The sequence below is a fragment of the Scytonema sp. HK-05 genome (assembly GCF_963872035.1).
Lineage (GTDB): Bacteria > Cyanobacteriota > Cyanobacteriia > Cyanobacteriales > Nostocaceae > Kalymmatonema.
In genome coordinates this window covers 25,356-44,483 of sequence record NZ_CAWMYC010000120.1, presented here as the reverse complement: position 1 = coordinate 44,483, position 19,128 = coordinate 25,356, and the positions used below count along the sequence as shown (strand labels likewise).

The 19,128-nt window shown below is 43.9% G+C and carries 14 protein-coding genes and 1 pseudogene; 7 read left to right on the top strand and 8 right to left on the bottom strand.

Annotation, left to right across the window (positions count from 1 at the left end):
* Positions 1 to 268 precede the first annotated feature (268 nt).
* From AACT52_RS25420 to AACT52_RS25405, 4 genes are all read right to left on the bottom strand, one after another.
* The gene (locus AACT52_RS25420) at positions 269 to 604 is read right to left on the bottom strand and encodes a helix-turn-helix domain-containing protein (protein WP_073633821.1); all 336 of its coding nucleotides are present in this window, start codon (positions 602 to 604) and stop codon (positions 269 to 271) included.
* A 369-nt stretch (positions 605 to 973) separates the two neighbouring features.
* Complete coding sequence (hemB, locus tag AACT52_RS25415; protein ID WP_073633820.1) at positions 974 to 1,954, bottom strand: porphobilinogen synthase; 981 nt, start codon at positions 1,952 to 1,954, stop codon at positions 974 to 976.
* Positions 1,955 to 2,059: 105 nt separating this feature from the next.
* On the bottom strand, positions 2,060 to 3,085 hold the full coding sequence (locus AACT52_RS25410) for a hypothetical protein (RefSeq protein WP_073633819.1): 1,026 nt from the start codon (positions 3,083 to 3,085) through the stop codon (positions 2,060 to 2,062).
* Between the two features lie 568 nt (positions 3,086 to 3,653).
* Positions 3,654 to 3,995 (bottom strand): DUF4870 domain-containing protein, encoded by a 342-nt coding sequence (locus tag AACT52_RS25405; RefSeq protein WP_073633818.1) that lies wholly within the window; start codon positions 3,993 to 3,995, stop codon positions 3,654 to 3,656.
* Positions 3,996 to 4,131: 136 nt separating this feature from the next.
* Between AACT52_RS25405 and AACT52_RS25400 the strand changes: the two genes are divergently transcribed.
* From AACT52_RS25400 to AACT52_RS25390, 3 genes are all read left to right on the top strand, one after another.
* A complete protein-coding gene (locus AACT52_RS25400; protein ID WP_073633817.1) occupies positions 4,132 to 5,769 on the top strand; it encodes a peptide chain release factor 3 in 1,638 nt (545 codons plus the stop codon).
* Positions 5,770 to 6,452: 683 nt separating this feature from the next.
* The gene (locus tag AACT52_RS25395) at positions 6,453 to 8,675 is read left to right on the top strand and encodes a zinc metalloprotease HtpX (protein ID WP_073633815.1); all 2,223 of its coding nucleotides are present in this window, start codon (positions 6,453 to 6,455) and stop codon (positions 8,673 to 8,675) included.
* 904 nt (positions 8,676 to 9,579) lie between these two features.
* Positions 9,580 to 10,092, top strand: coding sequence for an RNA recognition motif domain-containing protein (locus AACT52_RS25390; protein WP_073633814.1), 513 nt, complete (start codon positions 9,580 to 9,582; stop codon positions 10,090 to 10,092).
* An 87-nt stretch (positions 10,093 to 10,179) separates the two neighbouring features.
* Here AACT52_RS25390 and AACT52_RS25385 read toward each other — a convergent pair whose 3' ends face one another.
* The 4 genes from AACT52_RS25385 to AACT52_RS25370 form a co-directional block, all read right to left on the bottom strand.
* Positions 10,180 to 10,569: a hypothetical protein gene (locus AACT52_RS25385; RefSeq protein ID WP_073633813.1), complete on the bottom strand. Its 390-nt coding sequence runs from the start codon at positions 10,567 to 10,569 to the stop codon at positions 10,180 to 10,182.
* Positions 10,570 to 10,669: 100 nt separating this feature from the next.
* On the bottom strand, positions 10,670 to 10,855 hold the full coding sequence (locus AACT52_RS25380) for a hypothetical protein (protein ID WP_073633812.1): 186 nt from the start codon (positions 10,853 to 10,855) through the stop codon (positions 10,670 to 10,672).
* A 377-nt stretch (positions 10,856 to 11,232) separates the two neighbouring features.
* Positions 11,233 to 11,412 carry a hypothetical protein gene (locus AACT52_RS25375; protein WP_073633811.1) on the bottom strand — a complete coding sequence of 60 codons (180 nt, stop codon included), beginning with the start codon at positions 11,410 to 11,412 and terminating at the stop codon, positions 11,233 to 11,235.
* Positions 11,413 to 11,929: 517 nt separating this feature from the next.
* A complete protein-coding gene (locus AACT52_RS25370; protein ID WP_143172878.1) occupies positions 11,930 to 12,163 on the bottom strand; it encodes a hypothetical protein in 234 nt (77 codons plus the stop codon).
* 616 nt (positions 12,164 to 12,779) lie between these two features.
* On the opposite strand from AACT52_RS25370, the gene AACT52_RS25365 reads away from it, so the two are divergent.
* The 4 genes and pseudogenes from AACT52_RS25365 to AACT52_RS25350 all read left to right on the top strand — a co-directional run bounded on the left by AACT52_RS25365 (position 12,780) and on the right by AACT52_RS25350 (position 18,924).
* Complete coding sequence (locus AACT52_RS25365; RefSeq protein WP_073633810.1) at positions 12,780 to 14,066, top strand: glycosyltransferase family 4 protein; 1,287 nt, start codon at positions 12,780 to 12,782, stop codon at positions 14,064 to 14,066.
* Between the two features lie 346 nt (positions 14,067 to 14,412).
* Positions 14,413 to 15,673, top strand: a pseudogene (locus AACT52_RS25360) (RNA-guided endonuclease InsQ/TnpB family protein).
* Positions 15,674 to 16,181: 508 nt separating this feature from the next.
* Positions 16,182 to 16,943: a choice-of-anchor W domain-containing protein gene (locus AACT52_RS25355; protein ID WP_073633851.1), complete on the top strand. Its 762-nt coding sequence runs from the start codon at positions 16,182 to 16,184 to the stop codon at positions 16,941 to 16,943.
* Positions 16,944 to 17,190: 247 nt separating this feature from the next.
* On the top strand, positions 17,191 to 18,924 hold the full coding sequence (locus AACT52_RS25350; RefSeq protein ID WP_073633809.1) for an Rqc2 family fibronectin-binding protein: 1,734 nt from the start codon (positions 17,191 to 17,193) through the stop codon (positions 18,922 to 18,924).
* The last annotated feature ends 204 nt before the right edge of the window (positions 18,925 to 19,128 follow it).

Genomic DNA, 19,128 nt, shown 5'->3' with positions numbered 1-19,128 from the left:
ATGGGGATGCGGTCGAGTCATTCTTTGCTTATCAAGCTACACTCCCAATTTTTGGCTCAAGTTATTCAACTCACTCGTCCTTTGGAAGTGAAAAACTAGGGTATAGCAACACGCTATGAATTGAAGTTAGTACTGTATTTCATAAATTCGTATCGCACTCTTGGGCTTGTAGTTGTTGCGCTAAGCGCGTAGACAAATAAGCGGCGCACCCGTTGGGTAGACAGCGCAACTACGAACTATCACGCTACGAACTTATGCAATCTTGTACTTAGTATCCAGCCTCTCTCAAATGCAAACTTGGCGAATCGCTGACTTGAGTCACCTGATTCATTTGAGGAGGTTGATTGACCTGATTTTCCGGAAATCTTCTAGGTCTTCCTGGTTTACGCTTATGTCGTTGATTTATTGATTTTTCGCTTGCAGCAGCCAGTTCTTCTGGTGTACATTTAAACAGCCGCAATGCATCTAAATATTTTTTAGGTGTCATGGTAGGCTCTGTACGCCCTGCTTCCCAGTTGCGAACACTAGTTTCACTAATTGCAAGCCTGAAGGCAACCTCTGCACGGCTAAGTCCCGCACGCTCTCTCAGGACTTGCATATCCATACCCAATGCTCCCTTTCTAAAACTATAGTACTTATTTATTAAATCAATTGACGTAAAAAAGCCAACTGAGGATTATTTCTTAACTATATTATTTTATAATCTATTGCTTACGTATCTGGCAAACGGGCGATAGCCCTCACCCCCCATAGTTAGTGTTTTTCAAGCGTTTGGGAAGCTGCCTCTGTTTTATAGTGTATTTTTATCTGTCACCCAAAAAGTCTCGCCGATCAAATTTATCTCTTGAGTAGAGGATAATCTCACACCCAGACACAAAGACACCTAGATTGGCTCTGCGCCTTTGCACCTTGGAGTGAGATTATCAAGAAAGTTACCAAAATTTAATTATTTGGCACTTGAGGCAATCAGCGTCTAGCGCAACCACCGCGCCGCATCTTTGGCATGGTAGGTTAAAATCAAGTCTGCGCCGGCGCGTTTAAAGCCGATGAGAGTTTCCATCACCACACGCTGTTCATCAATCCAGCCGTTCAAAGCTGCGGCTTTAACCATAGAATACTCACCAGAAACGTTATAAGCAGCAACAGGCAAGTTGCTCGCTTCCTTCACGCGCCAGATAATATCCATGTATGCCAAAGCTGGCTTCACCATCAGCATATCAGCACCTTCGGTGATATCCAGTGCAATTTCTTTGAGGGCTTCCTTGGCGTTACCAGGGTCCATTTGGTATGTTCGGCGATCGCCAAATTGTGGGGCTGAGTCTGCTGCATCCCGGAATGGACCGTAATAAGCCGAAGCATATTTCGCAGCATAAGACAAAATCGGGGTATCTTGGAATCCAGCTTCATCCAAAGCGCCGCGAATAGCTTGTACAAATCCATCCATCATTCCGGAAGGCGCGATGATATCTGCCCCGGCTTTTGCCTGGGAAACCGCTGTTTTCCCAAGTAATTCCAGCGTTGGGTCATTCAAAACCCGTCCGGTTAAGTCACCCACTTCCAAATAACCGCAGTGTCCGTGACTGGTGTACTCGCACAAACAAGTATCAGCAATCACAATCAAATCAGGTACTGCTTGTTTAACAGCGGTCGCCGCTTTTTGGACAATACCGCAATCATGCCATGCGCCAGTGGCATCCACATCTTTATCTGCAGGAATGCCAAATAAAATAATGGCAGGAATTCCCAGGTCGTACACCTCTTTTGCTTCTTCCACTATTTTGTCTATTGAAAGTTGGAAGACACCAGGCATAGATCTGACTTCATTCGCAATCCCCTCACCTGGTACGGCAAACAGAGGGTAAATTAAATCATTTGTGGTTAAAACAGTTTCGCGTACCATCCGGCGTAGTTGTGGATGGGTACGCAAACGGCGGGGGCGATGAGTCGGAAACATAGGGCTTTTTAAAATTAACAACTAACTTGTGGGGTAATGCTGCACCAAAGGAGCGGCTTACCCCATGAAGTATAGTACGACGTGCTTAAGCTAGTTTTCAGACTATTATGAAACATTAAGAAGTACAGGTTGTTTCGCTGCCTTTACAGGTTGTTTCGCTGCCTTTTCAATGCTCTCAACAATTGTCTGCGCCACCTTCGTACTTGTAAAATAGCTGCCGTGGGCATTACCGCCATTGAGCAACAAAGCTAAAGGTGTCTGGCTAAAAAGTAGGTTCAGATAGTCGAAACCGTTTAATTCGGTGACGACATCTTCCACGTTTACAGATTGACTCAATCCATCGACTAAGCTGTATATTAGGGGGTTGAGGGGCCAAGCCACAGGATCTCCGGGGTGAATGTAGTTCCGCCAAAGTAGTTTGTTTCCATTCAGCTTCTTGCCAAGGTTCTTCAGGAGCGCTTCCAAATTGGGAGTGATGTCATGGGTAGCGCGTTGACGTGCCTGAGATTGTGTCAATTCTGCCGCACCAGCAGCTTGTTTCTCGCCTTTCACTACATCTAGCAGGCTGAACAGAGCAATAGGCGAGCCCATTGTGTGAATACTGGAAACACGAATACCTTCCTGCGCGTTGGGTTCTACGCCATAAAAGTGCCTGCGAATCTCCTGAACATATTTAGAACCTTCGATATTTTCGTCATTCCAACGTTCAGCAAATAGAACGTCGAACAGGATAACTGTTCCCCAGCTATGAGTCACTAGATGCAAACGGTCTTGTGAACCAGCGTTCTTTAATCCCTTTAGCATGTCCTGATTGAGCTTTTCGACAACCTTGGAACCAACAGTGCGGCTGATGTATGAAGCAGCATCACCAGCAAACTGGAGTAGTGTGGTTTGGCGGAATTGTTTGAACCAAAGCTGTTGCCAACAACCGTCTTCAGACTGGAGCTTGCAGAGGAGTTTATCTTCTCCTTCCTTGTTCACGTTGCCCCAGTAAAGAGGTATTTTTTGGAGTTCGTAGCCTGTGTCAATATATTTTGTAATTAGCTCGAACAGTTCGTCGGCGTAGTCCGGCTTTTCTCGTTGGGAGCGAGTATTGACACCATGAATAAATAGGACGTAATCAGTAGCCATAAGCAAACCTTTTAAATTCACATGAGTTTCATAAAGTTACAAAATCGCAAGGCACAGAGAGCCACGTGACGGCTACAATTAAAACCTTGCATCTGTATTTTTTATATAGCTGTCAGTCAAATCAACTTATGCACTTCTTGGATAAGGCATAAATGAAGATCTGTGTTGATCTGATGACTTGACCCTAGTGCTAATATTCTCCGAAAAACTTTACAAAACTTTTTGAGCAAACTTTGATGGACAAAAAACAAAGCGTCATATACTTAGAACAAAAACGCTCTGTAGTCAGACAGACTACAAAAACCGCTTAACTGTGACGCCACTTGCGAGACTCAGGGGAAACCCAACGCAAGTGGCTCCTCTGCCCTACTGCTGCTGATCGCTGTGGGGCAATTTTATATTTTACAGCTATATTGCCGAGCAAAAATATTAAAAGTTCCCTCAAATTTTACATCTGGACATCATTAAAAATTAATGGTGATGTGCGCGCAATGAGTCCAGAATCAATAGTTCATCAACCGATAGTTTTTTGATGAATGACTAAAGGCTAATGAAGCGTGACTTATGACTAAAAAACCCGGAAAATGAAGGGATAGCGGAAGGGTTTATCTGGATCGGTAACAACAGAGAAAATTGCCCAAATTGTCAGTCCCCAGTGGACTAGAAACCATAAACCTGCTAGTGGTAACAGCAAACCTAAGGTTATCCAAGTTAATCCTGTTACAATCGCTCCATAAAGCCATACATTAAAGTGGAAGTTGATTGACTCTTTAGCATTTTCCTTAACAACTGGGTCTTCAGACAGAAATAGTACGGCTATGGGTAGACCTACAGACACTAAGGTAGCACTCAAGAAAATTGCACCATGACTCAGTGCTGATAGAATCTTCCGTTTGTCTGAATCGTACATTCTTTTTTTTCTCCCTTAGTTTAGCGTGGTAATTATACAACGACCCTATCACGAGCATTGTTATCTTAAGATTAAAAGACTCGCTAAAGTTGGAAAAAGTTAAGTTAAGTTAAGTTACAAGCAAGCAAATCACAGTATGTCTACTGAAATACAGTCGGAATTGCATCAAGCAGTTGATCATCGTCGCAACTTTGCGATTATTTCTCACCCAGATGCTGGGAAAACAACACTGACAGAAAAGCTTCTGCTGTACGGAGGAGCAATTCATGAAGCTGGCGCAGTGAAGGCAAGACGGGCGCAGCGTAAAGCCACCTCTGACTGGATGGCAATGGAACAACAACGAGGTATTTCGATTACCTCTACAGTGTTGCAGTTTGAATATCAGCACTGTCAGATAAATTTGTTAGATACGCCTGGACACCAGGATTTTAGCGAAGATACCTATCGTACCTTGGCAGCAGCAGACAATGCCGTGATGCTCATTGACGCGGCAAAAGGTTTGGAACCGCAGACGCGGAAGTTGTTTGAAGTGTGTAAGATGCGCGGTATACCCATCTTCACATTTGTGAACAAACTTGACCGTCCTGGAAGGGAACCTTTGGAACTGTTGGACGAGATTGAGCAAGAATTGGGCTTGCAAACTTATGCTGTGAATTGGCCGATTGGTATGGGCGATCGCTTCAAAGGGATTTATGACCGCCAAGAACAACAAATTCACCTGTTTGAAAGAAGCGCCCACGGTAGCCGCGAAGCTGTGGATACAGTGGTTGATTTAGGCGATGCGAGAATAGAAGAACTTTTAGAACAAGACCTCTACTACCAACTGAAAAACGATATAGAACTCCTAGAAGGGGTGGGACCAGAATTAGATTTGGAATTAGTCCATCAAGGCAAAATGACACCCGTTTTCTTTGGTAGTGCGATGACCAACTTCGGGGTAGAGTTATTCCTCAAATACTTCCTTAACTACGCCCTCAGACCTGGTCCCCACAATAGCACTGTTGGTGAAATTCCCCCCACAAACCCGGACTTTTCTGGATTTGTCTTCAAACTCCAAGCAAACATGGACCCGAAGCACCGCGATCGCGTCGCTTTTGTGCGCGTCTGTACGGGTAGATTTGAAAAAGATATGACAGTGAATCACGCCCGCACAGGCAAAACTATCCGCCTATCCCGCCCACAAAAATTATTTGCTCAAGAACGCGAATCAATAGATGTTGCTTATGCGGGTGATGTCATCGGTTTGAACAATCCTGGTGTTTTTGCCATAGGGGATACTATTTATACTGGTCAAAAGCTGGAATATGAGGGAATTCCTTATTTTTCACCTGAGTTGTTTGCAGTTCTGCGGAACCCCAACCCTTCTAAATTCAAGCAATTCCAAAAAGGCGTTTCGGAGTTGCGAGAAGAAGGAGCCGTGCAAATTATGTACTCAGTGGATGAAGCGAAACGCGATCCAATTTTGGCAGCCGTTGGTCAGTTGCAATTTGAAGTGGTACAGTTCCGACTGCAAAACGAGTATGGAGTCGAAACTCTGCTCGAATTGTTGCCTTACTCTGTCGCCCGTTGGGTTGACGGCGGATGGGAAGTGTTGAACAAAATAGGACGCTTATTCAATAGCACAACAGTGAAAGACAGCATGGGGCGTCCAGTGTTACTATTCCGCAATGAATGGAATTGCCATCAATTGCAGGAAGACCATCCAGAATTGAAATTGAGCGCTATTGCTCCAGTCGTTTCCGGACAACAACCAGTAAATGATTCAAATAGTTAGTTGTTAGTGGTTAGTAGTTCCTACCAACTAATGTACAGACGCGCCATAGCGCGTTTGTACAACTACTCACTATTTAAGAGCGAAGTGCTTGAAAAAGCTCATAGATGGGTATTGTGAAGTACCCAGCACCAAATCGGAGTACCGATTATAGTGGGGGCTAAGCGCTAAGGCGCACGCTCCGCGTTAGCGTTAGCTCCTCCGCAGGAGGCACGCGTCTCATTCGCCGCCGCCTCCTTGTGTTGCCACAACTCGGTCTTACACCGCGTCTCTGGTATTTCTACTTTTATCCTTGCTTTGAAGGAACCCGCGCAGCCGCCCGCCTCCCGCAGGCAGTTATTCATTTTTGTTCCGAGGCTCATCATTATATCTTGTTGGATCAGCGGACTCGCCCATTCCCTAGTTCTGCTAGTTACCTGCGTAAGCGTACTCTTGCACCTTGCGTTTTGTTGTCAGCCAGCTAGGCAGGTCTTCGACCAATACTATTATACAACACTTAGTCGTAATATTCCCGATCTTATTGACAATTCCTCAACCACCCCACTCTCCCATCAACAAGAGCGGTTGATATTGGTCGGAGGTGTTTTCGTCATTGTCCGCCGCCTCTCCCGCCACTAAACGGAGTACCGTTATAGTGGGGGACTTACGGCGAATGAGTTAAAAAAGACCGGAGTGAGAAAATTTTTATGCCTTCACATCCTCAACCATCTTTGGAGGCAGGATTATCCGCAATTAAGCAGGGTGATTTCCAAAGCGCGATCGCGACTCTAGAAGCAGTAGCTGCAACTGGCAACAGCAACACTGTTTTGCAAGCGCAGATAGGGTTAGTCGTAGTTTATGCAAAGAGCGGTAATATCCCAAAGGCGATCGCCTTATGCGAAACTCTCACTCAGAGTCAAAATCCCCAAGTACAACAGTGGGCAAATCGCACTTTAGAGCAATTGACACTACCCGATCAAGGTAGTCAAACATCAACAACTGATGCCACAGGATTTGTCCCGATTGAGCAGCAGGAAACAACGGGAGCTGGGGAGCTGGGGAGCTGGGGAGTTGGGGAAGCTTCGCTGACACCCAGACACCAGGAAACCGAACCACAGGGAAATTTTCTCTCCTCATCTCCCTCATCTCCCTATCTCCCCATACCCCCTCCTCCAGCCAGTCGCGAAAAAGCTAAACCACCGACAATTCATTGGCGACAAGCAAGAAGAGCACAGTCTTGGCAAAGACTGCAAAAGCTGAACTTAATACCCTTTCGGCTGCTGATGGTAGGAACATTCATCGCTTTATTTTGGCTGATGCGGGAATTGCTCGTGTTGCTGATGCGATTTATCAACGATATCCTTAGTAAACTACCATATTTGCAGCCAATACAGCTATATTCCGCTAATCCTACTTTATTCTTGCTATTGCTACTGCTCATATTGATAGGCTTTTCTCCCTGGTTACTAGACCGAATACTTATAATTTTTTACAGTCATAGAAAATTAGAGAGAGACACCTTAAATAGATACAGTAAAGAAGCTGTTCGGGTGCTGCAAGGCTGTTGTCAGCAGAGAGGCTGGCAGTTACCAAAACTTGGTGTTTTACCTTTGGCAGCACCCTTAGCGCTAACTTATGGTAATTTACCCCGCACAGCCCGAATTGTAGTGAGTCAGGGGCTGTTAGAGCAACTGGCAGATGATGAGATAGCCACAATTTATGCGAGCCAGTTAGGGCATATTGTCCATTGGGATTTTGTCGTGATGTCTTTGGTGCTACTCGTAACAATCCCAATATATAAAGGTTACCAGTATTTTTCTCAATGGGGAGACAGAACAACAGCGCGAATTTGGCGTCCTATTGTGGCTATTATGGCAAGCTTCACTTACGGAGTCTGGTGTTTGCTGACTGGAACGAGCATATGGTTGTCACAGTTACGGCTTTACTATAGCGATCGCTTTGCTGTTGACATCACTGGTAATCCTAATGGTCTTGTCCGTGCCTTACTCAAAATTGCGATTGGTATTGCTGATGATATCCAAAAACAAGAACACACCAGTTGGCAGTTAGAAAGCTTAAATATACTAGCACCTGTGAGCTACCAGCAAAGTATTTGTTTGGGTAGTATTGCTCCCCACACGACCTTTGAATCGTTTTTAATGTGGGACTATCTTAATCCCTACCGTTGGTGGTTTGTAATTAATAATACTCATCCTTTGCTCGGCGATCGCCTGCAACGTTTGGTATCAATAGCCCGCCGTTGGCATTTAGAAACAGAATTGAATTTAGAAAGCCAACAGCCTTTAAGGGTGAAGCCTCAATCTTTTTTCTTTCAAATCGCTCCCTTTTTAGGAATTCCCATAGGTGTTGTGTTTGCCGTTGTGATTTGGCTCGTTTGGCAAACGGCATACGCACTTAAGTTTTTGAACTTAAAGTGGATATACGATGATTGGTCTTTTGTGACAGGTTGCGTACTGATTGGATTTAGTATCGGTACATTATTCCGGATCAATTCTTTTTTTCCTGATATTAAATTTAGCACTGCCCAAACCGATGACCGATTGCCTAACCTGTTATCCAACCCAGCGATTCTGCCATCTGACAGCATTTGCGTCCATTTCGTCGGTAAGCTGTTAGGTCGCCGAGGTGCAAGTAACTGCTTGGGACAAGATTTAATCCTGCAATCCAACACAGCTTTGGTGAAATTACACCACATTTGGTGGATAGGGCAACAGGTCAATCCTCAGGACTTGATTGGTCGGCAGATTATAGTCACAGGTTGGTTACGGCGAGGAGCAACGCCTTGGATTGACATCCAAACCTTGCAAACTCAAAGCGGTACAACTATCTACAGTCCTCATCCCATTTGGTCTACAGTTTTGGCTGTTGCGGCAGAAGCTTGGGGAGCATACATCCTTTTAAGAGGTTAGTCAGCGGTATGTAAAGAAAAGTTGCATAAATCGAAATAAAATGTTACATTTATTCATATTAACAGTTGCAACCGATATAACAAGAAGACCATTAGTTAATTATCTGTGCGGCTGCTTGCGCCAATATATTCCCTTTTTCTTCCCAACACAGCAGTTATCAGCCAGCCACAGGCTGGTTTTTGTTTCCCAAGTCGCGACAGAGCAGCCCCCACTATAATCTTTGATTTGGTGGTGGGACGCCAGAGCCCTAGGTCGGGAGACCCTCCTGCAGTACTGGCTCATGAATCGGCACTCCGGGATTAGAGACTGTTGAAGGGGAAAAATCGTCAAAATTTGCGAGAGCTTTGTTGCCTCGGACATAATTTTTCGTAAATCCTAAGGGAGGCTTGTGCGAACAAAGCAGCATGTCCCAAGGACTTATGGAAACAAGGGCCCCTAATCCCTAATCCCCATTGCCCCTAATCCCCAGAAGGGACCCCGAGTTCCCCAGTCCCCAGTCCCCAGTGCCCTTCAGCAAAAACCAAACTTTAAGAAAAAGTGTACTTTATGCTACTATGCGATTATGAGATCGCTGGAAATGTCTAATATGAACTAGCTAGGTGTAAAATAGCGTGATAATGTAAGGGATAATGTTTGATTCTTCGGAACAAAAGTTTAGAAAAAGTTTCCAGTGGCAAGCAGTAGGCTGTAAAATTTAAAATTCTTAAAATAAAGGTGTTATTAGCGTTTTGCGCTTTTGTATTATGCAAGCTTTATCCTGGTAAAAAACTGTATTGTATTGGTTAACAGTTTGGAGAAAAAAATTGGTTTGTGGCAGCATTGGTCAATAGTATGTTGTCGATTGCCAGAGCCAAGGTACTGTTTTTTGCCTGGTCGTTTTCACTCAACTCGTGGAGGTGTAGTCATGTCCGTTCGCCTATACATAGGCAATTTGCCTAAAGAAGAAATAGATCGTCAAGAACTGCAAGCAGTTTTTGCAGAAGAAGGCGATGCAGTTACCACAAAACTGATTAAAGACCGAAAAACAGGCAAATGCCGTGGATTCGGTTTTTTGACAGTAAACAATGACGAACAAGCAGACCAAATTATTGAAAAATACAATGGTCAAGTGTTCAAAGACTCTCCTATAAAACTCGAGAAAGCATTACCTCGTACAAAAGGAGAGGAAAACAACGAGGAGCTACCTAGTAAACCTACTCCTAATCCTGTAAGTAGCACCCCTACTCCTACTCCAATAAGAGAAAGCAATCGTAGGGAAAAAAGCTCCAACAACAACAAGAAGTCTCGTCGTGGTGGCGGTGCTAGGGAAAACACACCAGTAGCATCTGGTACGGATGACGCTATTCGTCCAGATCCCCGGTGGGCTAATGAGTTGGAAAAACTCAAGCAAATGCTTGCGGCACAAACCACAAGCTAATGCGCAAGCAAGAAAGATTAAAAATTAAAAATCAAGTTTTTTTGATTTTTAATTTTTAATTGTTATCCCAGAAATGGCGAAGGCTATCTAGTTAAAGGGAAGTTGTAACCATTGTTGTAAGTGCGATCGCAACTGTTGGGTGAAAAGCGATCGCTGGCTATATTTTTCTGAGCGAATAGGCTTGCGTTCTTGATCTAGTGTCCAACCATAATCGCTACTCAGGCGCAGCCTGTCTTGCCAGTCTGAAATAGAAACGATCAGCCCAGATGCAGGGCTGTTGTCCACACCTTGTACACGGAAGACATAGCTAAATGTATTCTGTTTGCCAGGAGCGACGGTAGAAGGTTGACCGCATTCTACCAAAAGTCGCGATCGCACTTGTTCGACAAGACCGGGTTTTTCCAAATCTTCGAGAGTCCGAACCCCTAAAGTTAGGGCAAAGTAAAAATCTTCAACCGGAATAAATTCTAATTGCATAGGATATCTGTCAGAGGTTGCCACAGACGAGTACCTTAAGTCATTGTGTCAAAGCGCTCGTCGTTGTCAATTAACTTATCATCAGCCGAGATATTTCTTTTTAGAAATAAGATGACTGATTGAGAATGTAATCAAAATGGTGAAACACAGCAGGGACACGCAGCCCATCACAAGCTTCGTACAGCACTCTCCTCTCTTGAATGTTGTCAGTCATGGCAAGTGCAGCAGCTGTGTCTAGTAGCGTGATGTCGTCACTCGCTTCGCTCAAATTCACGCATTCACGCATTCACGCATTCAAAATTAATTAGTGGGAGCAAGGAAGCGCCACTCAGAAAGTTGACCACCAATATCATTGATTATGGTGGGGGCTTGTACCCAGAATTAATCAATTCAAAAAAAGATTCTTAATTTTTGAACTTTGAACGAGCGAACTTTGAATTCAAAAAAGGTCATCTGTAAGATCTGCATCCTGCGTCATCGTTAGTCCCCAGCCGTCGCCAGAAACGCTTTCAAAGCCATTAAGGGCAGCAAAATCACGAGCTAAGTTAACTATTGCAGCCCACACGCCACATATATAAGGGTTTGGAACCCGGAGTAAGGTACACCAAAGAAATAATGAACCACAGATGGACACAGATGGACACAGATAAATAATTACTTCATTCAATTGAGTTGCGCTATATCTGCTGCCCAACCAAACACGTTACCCTTGCTGGCATCTTCCCGGCAGATCTGCCACGCACGTGCCCCTGTGATAAACTTCTGCGGTGACACCTGTATGGATCTGTGAAGTACCCACCACCAAAACGGAGTACCGTTTATGGTGGGGGCTTCCAGTTTCATTGGTCAGTGCCACGTTAGGTATACCCGAAGGTATTCGTCACTCAAGACGATGATGGTCTTACCTGTCCTCCGGAGGTTTGGGACTCGCCCCTTACTCCCGTACACCCGTGTGTACCCTGGCAGCCGCCCGCCTCCCGCAGGCAGTGAATTTCTTTTCCGTACATCCTTGTGTGGCTTATCTTTTACCGGAGAGCGTAATCATACGAACCAGTGACCAGGATCTTTCCCCTTTTCTCTCGCTAGTTACTTTCGCAAGCATCCTTTCTGCTACTTCGTGTTGTGGTCAGCCGAGTGGTGAGGGAGCCAACCAATAATAGTATACCAGTCAAAATAGACGGATTCCGGACAAAATTTAGAAATACTTGGTGATTCTTCGGACATCCCGCTCCCGCGCTCACTTACAGTCAACATAGGTCGGGGATGCCCTCATCATCACCCGCCTTATATCCCACCACGCTCACGGAGTACCGTTACAGTGGGGGCTTTAGGGCGAATTTTGGTAAATCCGCCTGAGTTTTTAGAGTATCACCGAAAACCTCTCTCCTACAAAGTGGTGAACCGATTGTGAGATCTGTAGCAATCGTAAATCATTCTTGAACAACAAGATTCCCGACTTCTCACAGAAGTCGGGAATCTCAGCCAATCTATTTATGCGCCAAGCGCAGGCTGCGCCAACACAAATCTGCGGAGGATTGCTATATAGAAGGTTATAGCTGGTGTGTCCATCTTCTTCTGGTAGGAATAGTTTCATATCTAGGCGTTCAGTGAGTGCAACCTGAAAATTGTCTTAATATGTCATCAAATATACTTTAAATACAGAAAATTTAGTATTAATTATTACTTCTAATCACTCAAAAAACTAGATTCTTGTTCAAAGCTGTAGTATAAGTTTCGACTTTTAATTTCAACTCACTATTTTTGAGTAATCCTCGTTTCATACAGGTCTACTTCCAGAAGTTTTACTGAGAAATTATGGTAGTAAGCAAGAAACTATAAATTTTGAGGATAGAAGGCAGATTATAAACATTGTCTTTAAGTCTTTGAACATACTTAATTTATTTACTATCTTTTTACAACAATCTACACTGAAGACATGAATATAGATAAAAATCTATAGGTGTAATTAGAATTACAAAGTTTAGGCTTACTTATGAATGATATTAGCTAAAAATATATCACACTAAGTATAAAGAATTTAAATATAAATACGTACATAAAAACCTTACTTCTGGCAGCAGATGTATAAAAATATGTGGCATATTAAATTAAAATAAAGATTAATTAAACTTTCTGCATACATAGAGATATACGGCTAATCAGCAACTGACTCTGCCTGAAACCTCTTGAAGCGAAAACACCAACAAACTATGAACTCTAGAACTGAACAACGTATCGCCTTGATTTCAGTACACGGCGATCCGGCGGTTGAAATCGGGAAAGAAGAAGCTGGAGGACAAAATGTATACGTGCGCCAAGTTGGAGAAGCACTAGCTAAACTTGGGTGGCAAGTAGAAATGTTTACCCGCAAAGTGAGTGCGGAACAGGAAACAATAGTTCAACATAGCCCAAACTGTCGAACCATCCGGTTAGAAGCTGGTGCCGTTGAATTTGTGCCACGAGACAATTTGTTTGGATACTTGCCAGAATTTATAGATAATTTCCTCAAATTCCAGCAAGAAAATGGCTTTGTATATCCTTTGGTTCATACAAATTACTGGCTTTCTAGCTGGGTAGGAATGCAGTTGAAGGAAATCCAAGCAAGCAAGCAGGTTCACACGTACCACTCCCTAGGAGCAGTTAAGTACAACACGATTAATACGATTCCTCTGATTGCTACTACCCGGCTAGCTGTGGAAAAACAGGTGTTGGAGACAGCTGAACGAATTGTGGCGACAAGCCCGCAGGAACAAGAACATATGCGATCGCTTGTTTCCACAAAAGGAAGTATCGACATTATTCCTTGTGGTACTGATATTGGGCAGTTTGGTTGCGTAGAAAGAATTGCAGCAAGAGCTAAGTTGGGAATCGACCCGGAAGCAAAACTCGTGTTGTATGTAGGACGTTTTGATCCACGCAAAGGTATAGAAACACTGGTTCGTGCTGTGGCAGAGTCGAAATTGCGATCTGAAAAACTCCAGTTAATTATTGGTGGTGGTAGCCGCCCAGGTCACAGCGACGGAATAGAACGCTCGCGCATTGAAAGTATTGTCGCGGAATTAGGCATGAGTGACTTTACGACCTTCCCTGGTCGTTTGAGTCAGGAAATCCTGCCATATTACTACGCAGCTGCTGATGTTTGTGTTGTTCCCAGTCATTACGAACCTTTTGGACTGGTAGCAATCGAAGCGATGGCAAGTTACACACCAGTCGTAGCAAGTGATGTTGGCGGACTTCAGTTTACAGTAGTCCCTGAAGAAACTGGTTTATTAGCACCACCACAAGATGTTGGTGCTTTCTCTGCTGCGATCGACCGAATTCTCGCTAATCCCCAATGGCGAGACAAGTTAGGTCAAGCTGCTAGAAACAGGGTTGAAACAAAGTTCAGTTGGGAAGGAGTTGCATCTGAGCTAGCTCAACTTTACACCCAATTGTTACAACATAAAGTTGAAGAAATACCAGAAGAAAAGCAGAAAGAAGCGATATTAGCGAGTTAACAATACCGAGTAAGAGGACATAAGTCGTGAATAGTCAACACTCTATAGGTTAAACCTAACTCTGAGTAATTATAAGTTTTGACTATATCCCGATTGTCCATTATCCATGAGCGACAAACAACTCACTCAATACCGTTAAAAATCTTAACAAAGAGGATTTCATAGAAGACTTCGTAAAGAAGTCTTTTTGTTTGTTGAGAATTTTTATTTGAGAAAAATTTATGTTTTACCAAAAAATAAAGAATGAAAGCCCCTGCATTCATGCATGGGCATGAAATACGCTCTGGGAATTCATTCCCCGTCCAAGTATTTGTGCTATAATTACGTCAATAAGTTTGACGTAAAGATGCTGGTATTTGAAGCAAAACTGGAAGGAACAGGCGAGCAATACGGGAAGCTGAATGAGGCTATTCGTACTGCTCGTTTTGTTCGTAACAGTTGCGTCAGATACTGGATGGACAATAAAGACATTGGGCGCTACGAGCTTTCTGCTTATTGTGCGGTTCTTGCTCAACAGTTCGAGTGGGCAAAGAATCTCAACTCTATGGCGAGACAAGCTAGCTCTGAAAGAGCGTGGTCTGCAATTTCTCGCTTCTACGACAACTGCAAAAAGAAGAAGCCAGGAAAAAAAGGATATCCGTGCTTTAAGAAAGAACAAACCCACGGTTCTGTTGAGTACAAGACCAGTGGCTGGAAGCTTTCTGAAGATAGGCGGTATATCACTTTCTCTGATGGATTTGAAGCGGGAACCTTTAAGATGTGGGGAACCCGCGACTTGCACTTCTACCAATTGAAGCAGATTAAACGTGTCCGCGTTGTTCGCCGTGCAGATGGTTACTACGTCCAATTTTGCCTTAACCAGGAACGTTTGGATAAGAAGGAGCCAACACTCAAGACTGTTGGTATTGATGTTGGGCTGAACCACTTCTACACTGATTCTGACGGCAGGACAGTGCACAATCCGCGTCATCTCCGTAAGTCTGAGAAGTCTTTGAAACGGTTGCAACGCCGTATGTCTAAGACTGAAAAAGGTTCCAAAAATAGGGCTAAGTTTAGAAATAAACTGGCTAGGGCGCATCTCAAGGTAAGTCGCCAGCGTAAAGACTTTGCTGTCAAGACGGCAAGGTGCGTAGTGATGTCTAACGACCTCGTGGCGTATGAGGACTTGCAGGTGCGAAACATGGTTCGCCAGCGCGTTGGGCGGGTTCCCCGACTTGAAGCGACTGGCGAACCCGTAAGGGTGAGAAATCGACACCTCGCCAAATCGATATCTGATGCAGCGTGGACTCACTTCCGCACTTGGATTGAATATTTTGGCAAAGTCTTTGGCGTGATCACAGTTGCTGTACCACCTCATCACACCTCCCAGAACTGCTCCAACTGTGGGAAAGTCGTCAAGAAAACTCTTAGCACCAGAACACATACTTGCTTGCATTGTGGACATATCCAAGATAGAGACTGGAACGCTGCACGCAACATACTAGAAAAAGCACTACGTACGGCGGGGTCACGTCGGAACTAACGCCTCTGGAGAGAATGACCAATACTTGGGAGAGGAAACTCCTCCAAGCAAGTCAACTCGCGGAAAGAGGAACTCTAAGAAGTGATTCTTGGAATCCCCCGCCTTATAGGCGTAGGGAGAATGTCAAAACTTAAAACAGATTGTCTGTGTCTGTTTTCGAGAATTTGCCCAAAAAACAAGGAAATTTTATATTTAGTCAAATTTTCTGTAAAATACAATGCTTTTTCTCGCCATTGTGCGAAGTCATGTCTTAACCTCTAAAGTATAGAAGTGATTGCTTGCTTCACCACTTAAGTAACAACCAAAGCCAACCGAAACAGGAATCAGTAGTTTGATGAATCTACACTTGTTTATTTTATACAGCAGCAATATTGGCGTTAGTCGTCAGAAGTAGAATTTGCTCGATATCTGGCTGTTGAGTTGAAAAGGTGTACCTCAATAAAGATGCAAACTGTTGTATGTGTTGGAGTAAGATTTTTGATTTATTAGGTGCAATCTATTAAATTTAGTAGCAATTTGGGTGTGCAATCAGCTTCGCTGCGCCCGAAAGCAACACAGAGATGTTAATAAATCAGCCATTCAAAGGGAAAACTATGCTTCGTGTACGCAAGTCTATCAATTACAGCAAGTCACTTATTGTTTTGGGGTTAGCTACGCTGGGTTTATTTGTAGCACCTCATTCTGCCAAAGCCTTGACACTCGTCAATCAAACAGGTTTTACTGACACAGACTTTGAAAACCTGATAAATCAGGGTCAATTTAACGAATTGTTTGTTGCCGAAGGTCGCATTGGCGATTTGGGTGGTACTGCAACTTATGAACTCAGTATAAATGAGGATGTTGAGAAAGGTGCTAATCCCGTACAACAACAGCAGTATGCTTGGGAGAATAATAAGCCGGTAGACTTCAGCCTGGAATACACAGGAAGTACCGTTAACTATACGGTTGATGGCAAACTCCTCAGCAGCAACGCTTTTAATGGTCCGGTGAATGACATTTTCATCCGTACCTTTGCCTCAAATAACAGTGCTGTATCTCTGACTAACTTGGCGTTTAACGGTGAAGGAATTGGAAATTTGAGCTCTTCTTCTCTAGGTATTGCCTCAGACGTAGATTATCTCCAAATTAGTCAAATCAGTGATCCATTCGTGATCACTGGTAAAACATCGTTGTTCTGGGCTGCAACCCCACCCAGAAATTCTCAACTGGCATACCAAATTAAGGTTGGCGGCAGTTCCTCAAGCACAAGCGTACCTGAACCAGGAACAGTTGGTGCAATCTTCTTGGCGACAGTGGCAGGTATAGGTTATGGCAGAAGAAAAAAAGTCAAAGTAGCTAGTGGTCTGTTTCATTAATTCTAATGAGTTACAAGATCCCCGACTTCGTAAAAGTTGTCGGGGATCTGACCCCTAGGACATGTCAAAATTAATGACATAAACTACTAGCTAATAGGCTTAAAAACTAGTCAAAAAAGCAGCGGTCAGCATGATATTTGAAAAAATCAGTACAGCTGACCGCTTTTTGCTTGCCCCACTTTATGCTGAATCAGAGAAAATGGAATTATACTGACAATCGATACTCAAACAACAACGGCCAATCGTCGTGCAAACATTTGACTTCACAACGCTCAGCGCTGTTTGTAGCGACATCCGCGCTCACTGGCTACCATCACGCATAGAACAAGTATATCAGCGCAATAGCTACACCATTGCCATAGCACTCCGCACTCTCAAACCACGGGGTTGGCTAGAAATTTCCTGGCATCCCCAAACAGCTCGCCTTCATATCGGCGATCCACCACCAAGAACACCAGATACTTTTACCTTTAGCCAACAACTACTGCACCAATTAGGTGGTTTGGCATTGGTGGGGCTGGAGACAATCGCTCCTTGGGAACGTGTCGTTGATTTGCAATTTGCCGGTCGTCCGGGAGAAAGCGCCCTGTATCACCTGTACATTGAAATCATGGGCAAGTACAGCAACGTTGTTCTCACCGATGCCAATAACATCATTATCACCGTTGCCCATCAAGTCAGCCAACAAAAATCCAGCGTCCGCCCCATTCTTACAGGGCAGCCTTATGAAACACCACCGAGTCTAACTGCTGCTATACCTAGTTTGAGCGAATCTCAAGAACGCTGGCAAGAACGAGTCAGCTTAGTCCCAGGAGCTATCAAGCGTCAGTTGCTCAAAACCTATCGCGGTGTCTCACCTTCACTGATACAATCGATGCTGCTGGTATCAGACATAGATCCAGAAAATTCAACAGACACCCTAAAACCCGAAGATTGGCAACGGCTGTTTCACCATTGGCAAGAATGGCTGCTCATGTTGGAAAGCCAGAAGTTTGAACCTGCTTGGACAAAAGAAGGATACACTGTACTTGGTTGGGGTGCCCTGAAGCCAGCGAACAATATCCAAGAGTTACTCAACCGTTACTACACCGACCAAAGCAATCAACAAACATTTTCTCAACTGCGGCATCAGTTGAGCCAGAAACTGAATAATATTCTGGAAAAATTACGACTGAAAGCTGCTAATTTTGAGCAACGCTTGCAGCAGTCTGAGAACGCGGATGAGTATCGACAAAAAGCTGATTTGTTGATGGCGCATCTACATGAGTGGCAAGTGGGAATGACGGAAATTATCCTGGCTGATTTTGAAACTAGCAAACCGACAAAAATCGCTTTAGAACCAGATAAAAATGCTGTACAAAATGCCCAAAGTCTTTATAAACAGCATCAAAAACTCAAACGCGCTCGCACTGCTGTAGAACCCTTATTGGCTGAAGTCAAGGCTGAAATTGAGTATTTGGAGCAAGTGGAAGCGGCGATTTCTCAGATCGAGAATTACACAACAGCAGAAGATTTACAAGCTCTAGAAGAAATCCGCGAGGAACTGATCCAGCAACGCTATTTAGAAGACTCAGGGTACCGCCGTCGCAGTTCAACGGAAGCCGCTAGCACTAACTTTTATCGTTACAGCACCCCTAGCGGTTTTGAAGTCTTAATTGGTCGCAACAATCGCCAAAATGATCAATTAACCTTTCGTGTAGCCAACGATTACGATTTATGGTTCCACGCTCAAGAAATTCCTGGAAGCCATGTGCTGCTGCGTCTAGAACCGGGAACTCCTCCAGAGGAAGCCGATTTGCAATATACTGCTAACTTAGCAGCATACTATAGTCGCGGTCGTCAGAGTGACCAAGTGCCAGTTGTCTACACTCAGCCAAAACACGTCTACAAACCCAAGGGAGCCAAACCAGGAATTGCTATTTACAAGCAGGAGCGTATTATTTGGGGACAACCGCAATTAGTTGAAATAAGTAAAAAGTAAAAAGTCAAAAGTAAAAATAAACTATTTTGACTTTTTCTTGGCAGATGGTTGAATTCTTCTTAAAGATAGAAGCTATTTTCCTTCGTAAACATCTTTTTTTGATAAATGCCAATAAAAAGTCTGTGTTGGCTGTTACAATATTGTTAAGAAAAGTTTCCCGTTACGTTTTGAGAACGTGCTACTTGGGTTTGACCCTCTTGAGAA